Annotated in this window: 12 protein-coding genes; 8 read left to right on the forward strand and 4 right to left on the reverse strand. The window is 55.2% G+C overall.

Going from position 1 to position 12,472, the window contains the following annotated elements; translation table 11 throughout:
- Positions 1 to 44: 44 nt before the first annotated feature.
- The 3 genes from NQU42_RS07315 to NQU42_RS07325 all read right to left on the reverse strand — a co-directional run bounded on the left by NQU42_RS07315 (position 45) and on the right by NQU42_RS07325 (position 2,357).
- A complete protein-coding gene (locus tag NQU42_RS07315; RefSeq protein WP_296610277.1) occupies positions 45 to 734 on the reverse strand; it encodes a hypothetical protein in 690 nt (229 codons plus the stop codon).
- A gap of 254 nt (positions 735 to 988) precedes the next feature.
- On the reverse strand, positions 989 to 2,107 hold the full coding sequence (locus tag NQU42_RS07320; RefSeq protein WP_296610279.1) for a DUF2117 domain-containing protein: 1,119 nt from the start codon (positions 2,105 to 2,107) through the stop codon (positions 989 to 991).
- A complete protein-coding gene (locus tag NQU42_RS07325; protein ID WP_296610281.1) occupies positions 2,082 to 2,357 on the reverse strand; it encodes a DUF2098 domain-containing protein in 276 nt (91 codons plus the stop codon). The genes NQU42_RS07320 and NQU42_RS07325 overlap by 26 nt, the downstream gene beginning before the upstream one ends.
- 284 nt (positions 2,358 to 2,641) lie before the next feature.
- On the opposite strand from NQU42_RS07325, the gene NQU42_RS07330 reads away from it, so the two are divergent.
- Positions 2,642 to 3,598, forward strand: coding sequence for a MoxR family ATPase (locus NQU42_RS07330; RefSeq protein ID WP_296610283.1), 957 nt, complete (start codon positions 2,642 to 2,644; stop codon positions 3,596 to 3,598).
- A gap of 13 nt (positions 3,599 to 3,611) precedes the next feature.
- Positions 3,612 to 4,466 carry a DUF58 domain-containing protein gene (locus NQU42_RS07335; protein WP_296610284.1) on the forward strand — a complete coding sequence of 285 codons (855 nt, stop codon included), beginning with the start codon at positions 3,612 to 3,614 and terminating at the stop codon, positions 4,464 to 4,466.
- Between the two features lie 195 nt (positions 4,467 to 4,661).
- Here NQU42_RS07335 and NQU42_RS07340 read toward each other — a convergent pair whose 3' ends face one another.
- Entirely contained in the window at positions 4,662 to 4,937 is a 276-nt protein-coding gene (locus NQU42_RS07340) for a hypothetical protein (RefSeq protein WP_296610286.1), read from the reverse strand.
- A gap of 295 nt (positions 4,938 to 5,232) precedes the next feature.
- Between NQU42_RS07340 and NQU42_RS07345 the strand changes: the two genes are divergently transcribed.
- The 6 genes from NQU42_RS07345 to ilvC all read left to right on the forward strand — a co-directional run bounded on the left by NQU42_RS07345 (position 5,233) and on the right by ilvC (position 11,887).
- Positions 5,233 to 6,621 (forward strand): NAD(P)H-hydrate dehydratase, encoded by a 1,389-nt coding sequence (locus tag NQU42_RS07345; protein WP_296610288.1) that lies wholly within the window; start codon positions 5,233 to 5,235, stop codon positions 6,619 to 6,621.
- A 37-nt stretch (positions 6,622 to 6,658) separates the two neighbouring features.
- On the forward strand, positions 6,659 to 7,108 hold the full coding sequence (gene moaC, locus NQU42_RS07350; RefSeq protein ID WP_366070278.1) for a cyclic pyranopterin monophosphate synthase MoaC: 450 nt from the start codon (positions 6,659 to 6,661) through the stop codon (positions 7,106 to 7,108).
- A gap of 131 nt (positions 7,109 to 7,239) precedes the next feature.
- A complete protein-coding gene (locus NQU42_RS07355) occupies positions 7,240 to 8,712 on the forward strand; it encodes a (R)-citramalate synthase (RefSeq protein WP_296610297.1) in 1,473 nt (490 codons plus the stop codon).
- Positions 8,709 to 10,382, forward strand: a complete 1,674-nt coding sequence (locus NQU42_RS07360; protein WP_296610292.1) for an acetolactate synthase large subunit — start codon at positions 8,709 to 8,711, stop codon at positions 10,380 to 10,382. The genes NQU42_RS07355 and NQU42_RS07360 overlap by 4 nt, the downstream gene beginning before the upstream one ends.
- Entirely contained in the window at positions 10,379 to 10,876 is a 498-nt protein-coding gene (gene ilvN, locus NQU42_RS07365) for an acetolactate synthase small subunit (protein ID WP_296610293.1), read from the forward strand. Before NQU42_RS07360 ends, ilvN begins: the two co-directional genes overlap by 4 nt.
- Positions 10,877 to 10,888: 12 nt before the next feature.
- Positions 10,889 to 11,887, forward strand: a complete 999-nt coding sequence (gene ilvC / locus NQU42_RS07370) for a ketol-acid reductoisomerase (RefSeq protein ID WP_296610295.1) — start codon at positions 10,889 to 10,891, stop codon at positions 11,885 to 11,887.
- Positions 11,888 to 12,472: the final 585 nt, after the last annotated feature.

Below are 12,472 nucleotides of genomic sequence, written 5' to 3' on the forward strand. Positions count from 1 at the left end.
AAAGGCGGGGATTAGCCCTGCTATCGTCCTAAGTCGAGGGGCGCTCAAGGATCTATGATTGTCGTGACAAACCCATCTGTCGACCTCCACTCCCATGTGTACCTGTATGTCCATCGTATCGGCTCATACACTACCGGAATGTAGTAGTACCTGACTGGAAGCGTGTAGTAGTATGTTGTGAAGGTGTAGCCTCCGTACCACCACGGCCAGTCCTCGCGGACATAGTACCAGACGTAGTTGCTCCTGTAAACGCCGTCTATCACGTACCATACCTTGTAGACGCCAGGGAATGGCCCGTAGAACCATGCCCAGTATCTGTGGTAGGGGCGCACGCGACCCAGGTGCTGTGTGACTATCTGGCCGGTCGGATACTCGTAGTATATGACCAGGTCACCACCTACCGATGGCACTATCTCCTGGTTTGCCCAGCTCTCTGTCGGCACATTCAGGCTGACCGTGTGCTCGTAATTCAATCCATCAACTATCCACAGCCCGTTTCCCTCAGGCACACTGCTCAGGACTGATGGATCATCCACTGCGCCCTGATCAACCAGGCTCCCGGCATCTGCCGGCTCCTCATTTGTGAAATATGCGCTATCAGGCGGCGGCTGGTAGTAATCCACCGGCTGATCCGGATATTCTGTCGGGTAGAGTGCATCATAATCCTCTGGATTCATCGCAGCAGAAAGGCCTGCGATGATCACCAGTCCGATGATCAGTTCTTTAAGCATCATACATGCAGAGAGGTAGCGCCAGAGAATAAAAGGTTGATTTTTATATGTGAGTCAGATAAGATCTAGAAGTGACCTACAGATGATCTAGGTGATGAGCAGCATCGACGCATGCGGAAATCCGGGAACCACGCGGATCCAACGGGGATCATCAACGCCCTTGATGTGAGAGATTCTCCTCTGAATGAGCAGACATGCACAGCCCTCAGCAGGCGGGGCAAACCTGCAGCCTGAATGCCCCTCTGATGCTCTCTATATCATCTGCCATCGGAGCGGATGACGGAGACGATGCGATCTCCCGCCACATCTCTTACCATATCCAGTGCCTCATCCAGGCTGGATGGCCTGCGATTCTCTGATATCGATTTTATGGCCTTCCCGATCTTATCATCGTTTCCGGCCCTCACCCTGACGATCACACTCCCCTCCGGCAGGACAAGACCGCTGCAGATGCCGTCGAGATCGCCATCAACTATCCCCAGTACCGGTATCCCGAGCCTGGACAGAACGTCTCCGGCGATGGCTGTTGTATCGTCGCCTATCGTTATCACAAATGATGCATCAGATGCGATCTCGAATGAGTCCTCTGCAGCATGATCTATGATCGCGAACCTGCCGTTCCTGCTCTTTCTAATGGATCCAAGCCTGGGCTTCAGCATCCCTGCAGTCCTACGCACAGACCCACTTCGAAGGATCGCGTATCTCAGATCGACATGTGGAAGCTTCTCCAGGCCATGCATTTTGAGATCTATTCCTCTTGCGCCAACGATCCTCCCGTCCCGAGCCACGATCTCTACGCAGGTATCAGTGGCCGTCCCGATAACCGTGCCGTTGACGGAGATCCTCTCTCCTGGCAGGACCCCGCTCATCCTTCTCACGATCGCATCACCTTCCTGGCGCAGATTATCATCAGGCACGCAGGCATCCAGAACATCGAAACCGAATTCTGATGCGAGGCCATCTGCAATGACATTGCTCATCCCAGATGAATTCGCCAGAGCAGCGACGAAGCGACCGCCGGAGTCCGCCTGGATCAGGGGGTTTGAGGGCCTGGCCCTCGAAGCCACGATCGCTCCAAAAACAAGCCCCGTCTCCCTGCTCTTCGCGTGGTTCAGGAGAACTGTGAGGTCCGAGTGCTGGAGGTCCTGCACAGACTGGCTGGGGGATCTGCGCCTGCTGATATCTATCCTGTCAGCAAGACCGGCATCGATGACCGCAACCCTGCCCATCGTCCCCCCGAGGACTGCCATCACATCGCCACGCCCTTCGAGCCATTCAATGGCCTGGAGAGCAAATCCAGTATCCACTACCTCTGGGCCATGAATGACGACGCCTATCAAGAGCCTGCGCTCATCCGCCGCACTCGAGGTTCTCATCGTGGAGCCTGGCACGTTCCATCAGCTCTTTCTCTTCCTTCATCCTCTCCGCGAGATCCTCAAGAGACATGCCGCTGAGCTCCTTCCGCTCAGGGACCTTCTCTATGGGCTCGAGATAGGATGTCAGATAGTAGAGCTCTGTGGAATCGAGAAGCGCCCAGGTCTCCCCGTCCTCCTCTTTTATTAGCTTGACGATCCCAACAGTCCCGGTACCGTTGTACCTGACCAGGGATCCTTCCTTTATCTCCATCACAATCACCATGCGATCCAGGAGTGCACCGACATGAATATTTTCACATCTCTCTGGTTTAAGCCTTGCGATTTTGCTGAATCGCCCTGTGCGACAGGATCTCTGATGGCAGTTGGGTGCTTTAATTGCAATTCTATTCAACTGATGCCGATCTCAACGATATGTGTAAAAGATAAAGCCAAAGAGATCCCTGAAATTGCTGAATTCTCTGATCGACTGCGTCCAACCTGCTTCCAAAAGATTAAATTGTAGGCCTCCGAGTTGAGCTGGGACCGGAGAGATAGATGTCAGAGGATCTGAGTAGCATTTACGCAAGGGCCCCTGCCATATTCCGGGGCATACGTGGAGAGATAGAGAAGGTCATGGTCGGGCAGAAGGTTGCGATAGAGCAGCTCCTCTCCTCAATAATCGCCGGAGGGCATGCGCTGCTCGAGTCCAACCCCGGCCTCGGGAAGACACTCCTGATAAAGACCACGGCGAAGACCATGAGCCTGAGCTTCAGCAGGATACAGTGCACGCCTGATCTGATGCCGGCTGATATCACAGGGACCACCATCATCGAGGAGGTCGACGGAGAGAAGAGGTTCAGGTTCGAGCCCGGGCCGATATTCGCCAATATAGTCCTCGCGGACGAGATAAACAGAGCCTCACCAAAGACGCAGTCTGCGATGCTCGAGTCGATGCAGGAGCGGCAGGTGACTGTTGGAAACAGGACATACAGGCTTGACGACCCATTCTTCGTCCTGGCAACACAGAACCCGATAGAGATGGAGGGGACGTTCCCGCTGCCTGAGGCTCAGCTCGACAGGTTCCTCATGAAGATAAGGATGGACTATCCCTCGCCTGATGAGGAGTTCCAGATCATGGAAAGGTATACAGGACGTGTGGAGCCGAGGGTTCAGAGCGTTGCGAGCAAGGAGGAGATCCTGGCTCTGCAGCAGATTGCAAGGGAGGTGCCGATATCCGAGGATCTCAGGAAGGCCGCGGTGCGGCTCGTGGTATCGACAAGGAGATGGGATGGCGTGAGATACGGTGCCAGCCCGAGAGCCAGCATAGGTCTCATACTCGCAGCCAAATCAAGAGCTCTGCTCGATGGCAGGAATTACGTATCCAGGGAGGATCTCCATGTGATGGCTTATCCTGTTCTGAGGCACAGGCTCATACTGACATTCGAGGCTGAGCGGCGGGGCCTGACCCAGGACCAGGTGATCACTGACATACTGAAAGAGCTGAAAATCTGATGCGGAATCTGATATGGACACAGAGTTCTTCAAGGAGCTTGAGCGTTTCAGTCTGCTTGTAAGAAAGCGAGTATCCACAGCGCATATCGGATCCAGGAGGTCCATCAGGTTTGGCCACGGGATAAGCCCTGTGGGATACCGCGAGTACAGAAAGGGGGACGACTTCAAGCTCGTCGACTGGAAGGTTTATGCGAGGACAGAGCGGCTCTACGTCAGAGAGCACGAGGAGGAGAGGAGCCTGCTGGTTCACATCCTGCTGGACTCGAGCGGCAGCATGGGCTTCAACAGGAAGTTCGAGCTCGCGTCCAGGATTGCAGCAGGCTTTGCGTTCATCGCCACACAGGAGAACGAGAAGTTCTCTGTCTCCACATTCGGTGAGGATCTCAGGGCAGGCGAGCCTGTGAGGGGTGTTGGAAACCTCCTGAAGGTGATAGATCTGCTGGACGGCACGGAGCCCTCTGGCGGCACGGATATCCTTAAGGCATCAGACCAGTTCGACAGGATGATCTCGACGACCAGCCTTGTTGTTCTCATATCCGACATGCTGGACGATATGGATAATTTAGAGACCGCGATCTACAGATTGTCGCGCCACGATCTCATCGTTGTGCAGATACTCTCGCCTGAGGAGCGCGATCTCGGAATAGCCGGGGATGCGAGATTCATCGATATGGAGAGCGGAGAAGCTCTCATAACGAGGGTGAGCCAGAGGCTCAGAGACGATTACAGATCCAGGCTCGATGCGCACAACTCCAGGATATCTGAGATCTGCGATTCTTTGGGCTGCAGCCGGTTTCTCTTCGATTCTGAGATGCAGGTATTCGATGCATTCTTCGAGATACTCAGATCGGGAGTGCTTAAGGTCTGAGGCGCGATGGTGAACGCAAAATGCACGCTTCGATCTTATTAGGAGCAAAATCAAAAACATTAACTATCCAGGCCTGTAAAAATTGCTGTGAGCCAGATATCATCTCAGCTGTTTCGGCCTGGACGTGAGTCCCCAGAACGCCTCTACGATGGCGTTCTGAGCCCCGCTGGTTCATGCATTGTGGGCTGCAGAGAATCAGCAGAACAGGCTCCTCACGACCTCTGTCAGTATCGGGCCTGCGGTGTCTATTATCTTCGCCTCGAATATCCAGCCCTTGCCCTCCGGAAGCTTTCCTGTCACCATTATCGCGCATCCCTCATACTGGCTCAGATCTATCTCATGCGATGCAGCAAGCTCTTCTGCAGAGGTCGCAGGTTTGACTATCTGAGTCAGCCTCACGGTGCAGCAGTGCTCGCGCGGCATCATGATTCTCAGTCTGCCATTTTCAACAATCCCCAGAAACCGATCCATTTGCATAAACCCCCATGTAAAGTATACTTATGGAAGGCATGGGTTAAAAATCTTTGCGATGCACCATGATAATGAGCACCACTCTGTACAGTTTCAGGCCTTGTGTTTCTATGTGCCATCCAACTATAGGTCGTGTGCTCACATTACTGAAATCATAGGCATGCAACCTGGGTTCATGCAGCATATACCGGTACCTGCTGCTTCATGAGAGCCTGTTCAGCCTCTGCTCTTGAATGCGGGGTTTCAGATATGTCCAACGATATCCTTAACAGCACCGCCGCAGTAATGACGATGCATGCGCTATATTTCCGCTGATGAGATGGGCGCGATAGATGCGAACTGCGCGTATCTTGGCATATCCACTCTGCAGCTCATGGAGAACGCCGGAGCAGCGCTTGCGAATGAGATCAGGAAGCTTGGAGGAAATAGAATAGCCATAATCGCCGGCAGAGGAAACAACGGCGGGGATGCCTTTGTGGCAGCACGCCACCTCGACGATCTCGATGTCACTGTATTCCTCATAGGGCGTGCGAGGGATATAGCCACAGAGGAGGCCAGGAGAAACTGGGATGTTCTGAAGCGGCTCGAGTTCGATCTGAGGGAGATCACGGATGTGAGCGAGATCGACCTCAGCGGGTATGATGTTGTCGTCGACGCCCTCTTCGGCACAGGTGTTCGCGGCACGATAAAGGGGCTTGAAGGGGATGTCATAGATCTCATCAACTCCTGCGGAAAGCATATCGTCTCGGTAGATGTGCCGAGCGGAATGGGCACTGGAAAAGAGGTATCTCCAAATACCACAGTGACATTCCATCGCCCGAAGATCGGGATGAATGGCGATTTCAGAGTTGTGAGCATCGGCATACCGAGAATGGCCGAGTTCCTCGTCGGCCCAGGGGATCTGAAACTCCTGGGGAGAAGGAGTCCGGAGAGTCATAAAGGGGACAGCGGGAGGATACTGGTGATCGGCGGCGGGCCGTACACGGGCGCGCCCGCTCTCTCAGCGATGGCTGCCCTCCGCGCGGGCGCTGACATAGTCACAGTCGCAGCGCCTAGGAGCGTCGCAGATACGATCTCCTCGTTCTCGCCGAACATGATCGTCCGGCCCCTGACATCTGAGAGGCTGTGCACGGATGACCTTGAGATCCTGAAGAGCCTGATACCAAGACATGATGTGGTTGTCATCGGCATGGGCCTGGGCAGAGAGGCGGAGACACTTGAGGCTGTATCCCAGATCATCCCGCTCTGCGATCGGGTCGTCATCGATGCAGATGCTCTGCAGCCTGATATGCCGCTGAAGGGCATAGTGACACCGCATGCGGGCGAGTTCAGACGCATAAGCGGACTGGATCTCCCGAAGGGCAGAGAGAGGATCGAGGTCGTGAAGAGATTCGCGCGCGAGAGGGGGCTTGTCGTCCTTCTCAAGGGAAGAATGGATATAATCACAGACGGGGAGATGGTGAGGGGGAACACCACCGGAAACCCGGGAATGACCGTCGGAGGAACGGGAGATGTCCTGGCCGGAATAACAGGAGCATTTTACGCGCGTGCGGATGCGATGAGGGCTGCTGCAGCGGCTGCATTCGTCAACGGCAGGGCCGGAGATCTCGTCTACCGAGAGAGGGATTTCGGGATGGTAGCCACAGATCTAATAGACAAGATCCCTGAGGCGATGAGGATCTGATGAGATTTGCAATGCTTGTTGGCGCGGGGTTATTATGATGGTAAGAGACGGGACAGGAATGGTCGATATCACTGAGAAGCCGCCTGTCAGGAGAACTGCGACTGCATCCGGCCTGATAAGGCTCAGGCGCAGCACGATCGAGGCGATCGCGTCCGGGATGGTCAGCAAGGGGGATGTGATAACGACTGCCAGGATAGCCGCGATAAATGCCGTGAAGGAGACACCGCGCCTGATACCGATGTGTCATAACATCCCGATCACAGGGGTCGATACCGAGATCGCCCTGGAGGATTCGGCGGTTCGCGTCAGGGTGAGGGTGACATCTGTCGGCAGAACAGGGGTCGAGATGGAGGCTCTCACAGGTGCATCTGTGGCCCTTCTCACCATATGGGACATGGTCAAATCTCTGGAGAAGGATGAGCAAGGGCGATATCCAGATACCTCGATCGAATATATACGCGTCGATGAGAAGCTCAAGGATCGATGAGTTGGAAGAGCAGCTCTGTGGGACAGATGTCACCTCCCTACCGCTAGATTTATCACTGTGTATCATCAACGTAGCTGAGCCACACTTGAGGGTGAAAGAGATGAACGCGTGGGATCGCTTTATCGGGTGAGATACGATTTCTCGATACCACACTGCGCGATGGCGAGCAGACGCCGGGGGTCTCCCTGAGCGTCGAGGATAAGCTTCAAATCGCGCAGCTTTTGGATGAACTGGGCGTCGATGTTATCGAGGCCGGATCCGCAATAACATCTGACGGAGAGCGCGAATCGATCCGTGCCGTCGCATCTGCTGGATTAAACGCAGAGATCTGCTCTTTTGCGCGCGCCAATCGGAGGGACATCGACGCTGCGCTTGATTGCGATGTCGATTCCATCCACCTTGTCGTTCCGGTATCAGATCTTCACATCGAGAGGAAGCTGAGATCTGACAGAGAGACGGTGCTAAGAAGGGCAGTTGAGGCCACAGAGCACGCGAAGGCTCATGGCCTGATCGTTGAGCTCAGCGGCGAGGACGCGAGCAGAGCCGATCTCGATTATCTGGAATCAATTTACAGAGCCACAATCGAGGCAGGCGCGGACAGGCTCTGCTTCTGCGATACTGTTGGCGTGCTTCTTCCCGAGAGGACCGCGGAGATATTCCAGCGCCTGAGGTCTCTTGGCAGACCAGTGAGCATACACTGCCACGACGACTTCGGGATGGCGACCGCGAATACAGTAGCTGCCCTCAGAAACGGCGCTGCGCAGGCGCACGTCACGATCAACGGCATCGGCGAGCGGGCAGGCAACACCAGTCTGGAAGAGGTTGTGATGTGCCTGGAGAACCTTTATGGTATAAGGACAGGCATAAAGTGCAATCTTTTATATAAGGTGTCCAGAGTTGTTTCGAAGAAGACCGGCATACCAGTTGCGCCGAACAAGGCCATTGTCGGAGAGAACGCATTCACACACGAAGCAGGGATACATGTCCACGGCCTGATCGCAGACACATCCACATACGAGCCGATGCGGCCTGAGCAGGTCGGCAGGAAGAGGCGCATAGTCCTGGGGAAGATGTCGGGAAGAGCTGCTGTCGAGCTTGCGCTCAGGGAGTTCGGGATCACAGTAAACGAGGAGCAGCTTAACGAGATAGTCAGTCGCGTCAAGGAGCTCGGCGACAAGGGCAAGAGGGTCTCGGATGCGGATCTCCAGTCGATAGCCGATACCGTGCTCTCGAGGGAGCTGAAGCCCAGAGTCCTTCTGGAAGAGCTCACAGTGGTCAGCGGCAACAGGGTGACGCCAACTGCAAGCGTGAAGCTCATCCTGGATGGAAGAGAGACGCTGGAGGCTGGCGCTGGTGTCGGTCCAGTCGATGCGGCTGTGAATGCCGTCAGGAGAGCGATCTCGGGCGTTACAGATATTCGCCTTGAGGAGTACCATGTGGATGCCATAACAGGGGGAACAAACGCCCTGGTCGAGGTATGGGTGAAGATGGCGATAGGAGATAGAAGTATAACAGCCAGGGGCGCGGGAGCCGATATCATAATGGCCTCCGTCGAGGCTGTTCTGGAAGGTATAAACAGGCTGATGCTTTTGGAGGATAGATGATGGTCAGGATGACAGGAGCAGAGGCGATAATAGAGTGTCTCAGGCGGGAGGGGGTGGATGTGATATTCGGCCTTCCCGGCGGAGTTCTGCTTCCGCTGTACGATGCGATATACAGCTCTGATCTGAGACACATACTGGTCAGGCACGAGCAGGCGGCTGCGCATGCGGCTGATGGATACGCTAGGGCCACCGGCAGGGTAGGCGTATGCCTGGCCACCTCTGGTCCTGGCGCGACCAACCTGGTCACAGGCATAGCCACAGCCTACATGGACTCGGTGCCGATCGTCGCAATGACCGGTCAGGTCAACACGAACCTCATCGGAAAGGATGCCTTCCAGGAAGCGGACATAACAGGCATAACCATGCCGATAACGAAGCACAACTACCTGATCAAGAACTCCAAGGACATACCCAGGGTCTTCAGGGAGGCGTTCTACATAGCCAGGACAGGCAGGCCCGGACCGGTGCTGATAGACCTGCCAAGAGACATAACAGTTGACGAGCTCGAGTTCGATTATCCAGAGGTAAACCTTCCAGGCTACAACCCCTCAACGAAAGTCCACCAGCTCCAGATAAGGAGGGCGGCAGAGGCGCTGATGGCTGCAGAGCGGCCTGTGATATATGCTGGAGGTGGCGTGAGGTATGCGAACGCGCACGAGGAGCTGTTCCAGCTCGCCACCAGGCTGAACGCGCCTGTGACAACAACACTCATGGGCATGGGTTGCTTCCCGACGGAGCATCCACTCTCCCTCGGAATGCTCGGCATGCACGGGACCAAGTACGCGAACCTCGCCGTTCAGGAGGCGGATGTTCTCCTGGCAGTCGGCGCGCGGTTCGATGATCGCGTTACAGGAAAGATCGCGAGCTTCGCGCCAAAGGCCCGTATAATACACATCGATGTGGATCCTGCAGAGATCGGCAAGAACGTCAGGGTGGACATCCCAGTTGTCGGCGATGCAAAGAATGCACTTGCGGAGCTGCTGAAGCACGTTCAGCAGAAGCCATGGACGGAATGGAATGAGAAGATCCTAATGTGGAAGAGGGAGTACCCGCTGCGGTACGTCAGAGACGAGAACGTGATAAAGCCGCAGTTCGTCATCGAGAAGATCTGCGAGCTCTGTCCGGATGCGATAATAGTCACAGAGGTCGGGCAGAACCAGATGTGGGCGGCTCAATTCTTCAAACACAAAGATCCCAGGAATTTCATAACCTCCGGCGGCCTGGGCACAATGGGTTATGGATTCCCGGCTGCGATCGGCGCGAAGATCGGGAGGCCTGAGTGTGAGGTCATAGACATCGCCGGGGACGGGAGCTTCCAGATGAACATCCAGGAGCTCGCGACCGCTGTTGTCAATGATATTCCTGTGAAGATCGCGATACTGAACAACGGGGTGCTGGGCATGGTCAGGCAGTGGCAGACCCTCTTCTTCGGGAGGAGGTACTCGCACACGACGCTCGGCGACGTGCCTGATTTCGTCAAGGTCGCCGAGGCATACGGCGCACTCGGTCTCAGAGCCACGAAGCCCTCTGAGGTCGAGGATGTGCTAAAAGAGGGGCTTGCGTCAGACAGGCCCACGGTCATGGACTTCGTAGTTCATAGGGATGAGAAGGTATCGCCGATGGTGCCGGCGGGAGCATCACTTAGCGAGATTCTGGAGCTGGATTCATGAAGCACACCATCGCAGTCATAGTCGAGAACAAGCCCGGGGTTCTCACCAGAATCTCCGGCCTGTTCAGCAGAAGGGGCTTCAACATCGATAGCCTATCGGTGGGAGCCACAGACAATCCCGCTTACTCCAGGATGACGATCTCGGTGGAGGGAGACGACGTCGTTCTGGAGCAGGTCGTGAAGCAGCTCAGCAAGCTGATCAACGTTATAAGGGTGAGCAGGCTCGATCCTGACGAGTCGGTGGAGCGCGAGCTTGCGATCATAAAGGTCAGCGCGAACAAGGATACGAGATCTGAGATAATGCAGATCGTCTCTGTCTTCAGAGCCAGAATAATCGACGTCTCCCCGAGATCTCTGATAATAGAGGTCACGGGGGATGAGAAGAAGGTCGATGCGCTGCAGCAGATGCTCCGCCAGTTTGGGATCAAGGAGATGGCGAGGACGGGCAAGGTCTCCATGGTCAGAGGAAGCAAGGTGGTCCAGACGGGACCTTGAGGAGGAGTTGTTTTGGCAACAATATATCGTGATAAGGATGCAGATCTGAGAGTGCTGAAGGACAAGACGATAGCCATAATAGGCTACGGCAATCAGGGGCATGCGCAGGGTGCAAACCTGAAGGACTCGGGGCTTGATGTCATAGCCGCGGATCTGAAGGACTCGCCTGCGTGGAAGAGGGCCGAAAAGGACGGCATCAGGGTGATGACCGTGCCCGAGGCCTCGAAGGAGGCGGATTTCATACAGATACTGCTTCCTGATGAGCTGCAGCCGAAGATATACAGGGAGCAGATAGCTCCATACCTCGAGGAGGGCAACATACTGGGGTTCTCGCACGGGTTCAACATACACTTCAACCAGATCATACCCCCGGAGTATGTGGATGTCGTGATGGTCGCGCCGAAGGGTCCGGGAGATCTCGTTCGCCGCCAGTTCCTGGAGGGCAAGGGCGTTCCGTGCCTCATCGCGGTGAAGCAGGATCACTCAAAGAGCGCGAAGAGGATCGCGCTGGCGTATGCGAAGGGCATCGGAGGAACACGCGCAGGAGTTCTCGAGACCACATTCGCAGAGGAGACCGAGACGGATCTCTTCGGCGAGCAGGTCGATCTCTGCGGCGGAGTCACAGCGATGATAAAGGCGGCCTTTGAGATCATGGTCCAGGCCGGTTACCAGCCTGAGATCGCATACTTCGAGGCATGCCACGAGCTCAAGCTCATCACGGATCTGATCCACGAGGGCGGCCTGATGAAGATGTGGAACTCCGTATCGAACACCGCTGAGTACGGTGGCCTTACGAGGGGCGACAGGATAATCAACGAGCAGTCCAGAGAGGCGATGTGGGAGATCCTCGAGGAGATCCAGTCCGGAAGGTTCGCTCGCGAGTGGATCCTGGAGTCACAGGCAGGACTGCCGGTGAAGAAGGCCCTGGAGCAGCAGGAGTCAGAGCATCTGATCGAGAAGGTCGGTGCAGAGCTCAGGGCGATGATGCCCTGGCTGGGCGAGAAAAAGTGAGGCTTGGAGATCCCTCTCCAGGCATTTCCATTGTTTTTGGGATTTATAGTCTTACACTAAACTCAATATAATGCAAGCACATGAACATACATATCATATTACATATGAAGGGCGTTAGGTTAGATATCCATAACGCGGAGTAGATGCAGGTCAATCTGGGCATGCTTTTATCAAAACTGTTTCCTGTGGATTACAGTGGACCAGATGACGCGATACTCGAAAATCAAATGTGCCTTGTGTTCTCGCTTCTGAGGGCCAGAGGAATTCGTGATGAGGTGATGGTGATAGGTTTCGTTTATGAAACCAAAACACGCTCAACACAGCAGGGTGAACGTTCCGAGACGGGTGCCAGAGACTGCTGCGGTTATGACTCCAAGCTTCGTCATCCCAAAAGCCCCATCTGCAGGATCAGCTGACGCCGAGCTCCCTCAGCGCCCTTCTTATCTCAGCGATCTCGTTTTCGAGCCTTGCGAACCTACTCTCCATGTGCTCGCTCAGGTCGGATCTCACCCCGCGTAGCTCCTCAATCGTGTCATCCTGCTTCTCAAGCATCTGATCCTGTTTCTGGAGCATCATGTCCTGCTT

The sequence above is a fragment of the Methanothrix sp. genome, assembly GCF_024518575.1.
GTDB lineage: Archaea > Halobacteriota > Methanosarcinia > Methanotrichales > Methanotrichaceae > Methanothrix_B.

Bases quoted from the DNA above. Each gene is read 5' to 3' on its own strand.
- NQU42_RS07315 (WP_296610277.1), bottom strand. From the start codon at position 734: ATGATGCTTAAAGAACTGATCATCGGACTGGTGATCATCGCAGGCCTT.
- NQU42_RS07320 (WP_296610279.1), bottom strand. From the start codon at position 2,107: ATGAGAACCTCGAGTGCGGCGGATGAGCGCAGGCTCTTGATAGGCGTC.
- NQU42_RS07325 (WP_296610281.1), bottom strand. From the start codon at position 2,357: ATGGAGATAAAGGAAGGATCCCTGGTCAGGTACAACGGTACCGGGACT.
- NQU42_RS07330 (WP_296610283.1), top strand. From the start codon at position 2,642: ATGTCAGAGGATCTGAGTAGCATTTACGCAAGGGCCCCTGCCATATTC.
- NQU42_RS07335 (WP_296610284.1), top strand. From the start codon at position 3,612: ATGGACACAGAGTTCTTCAAGGAGCTTGAGCGTTTCAGTCTGCTTGTA.
- NQU42_RS07340 (WP_296610286.1), bottom strand. From the start codon at position 4,937: ATGGATCGGTTTCTGGGGATTGTTGAAAATGGCAGACTGAGAATCATG.
- NQU42_RS07345 (WP_296610288.1), top strand. From the start codon at position 5,233: ATGCGCTATATTTCCGCTGATGAGATGGGCGCGATAGATGCGAACTGC.
- moaC (WP_366070278.1), top strand. From the start codon at position 6,659: ATGGTAAGAGACGGGACAGGAATGGTCGATATCACTGAGAAGCCGCCT.
- NQU42_RS07360 (WP_296610292.1), top strand. From the start codon at position 8,709: ATGATGGTCAGGATGACAGGAGCAGAGGCGATAATAGAGTGTCTCAGG.
- ilvN (WP_296610293.1), top strand. From the start codon at position 10,379: ATGAAGCACACCATCGCAGTCATAGTCGAGAACAAGCCCGGGGTTCTC.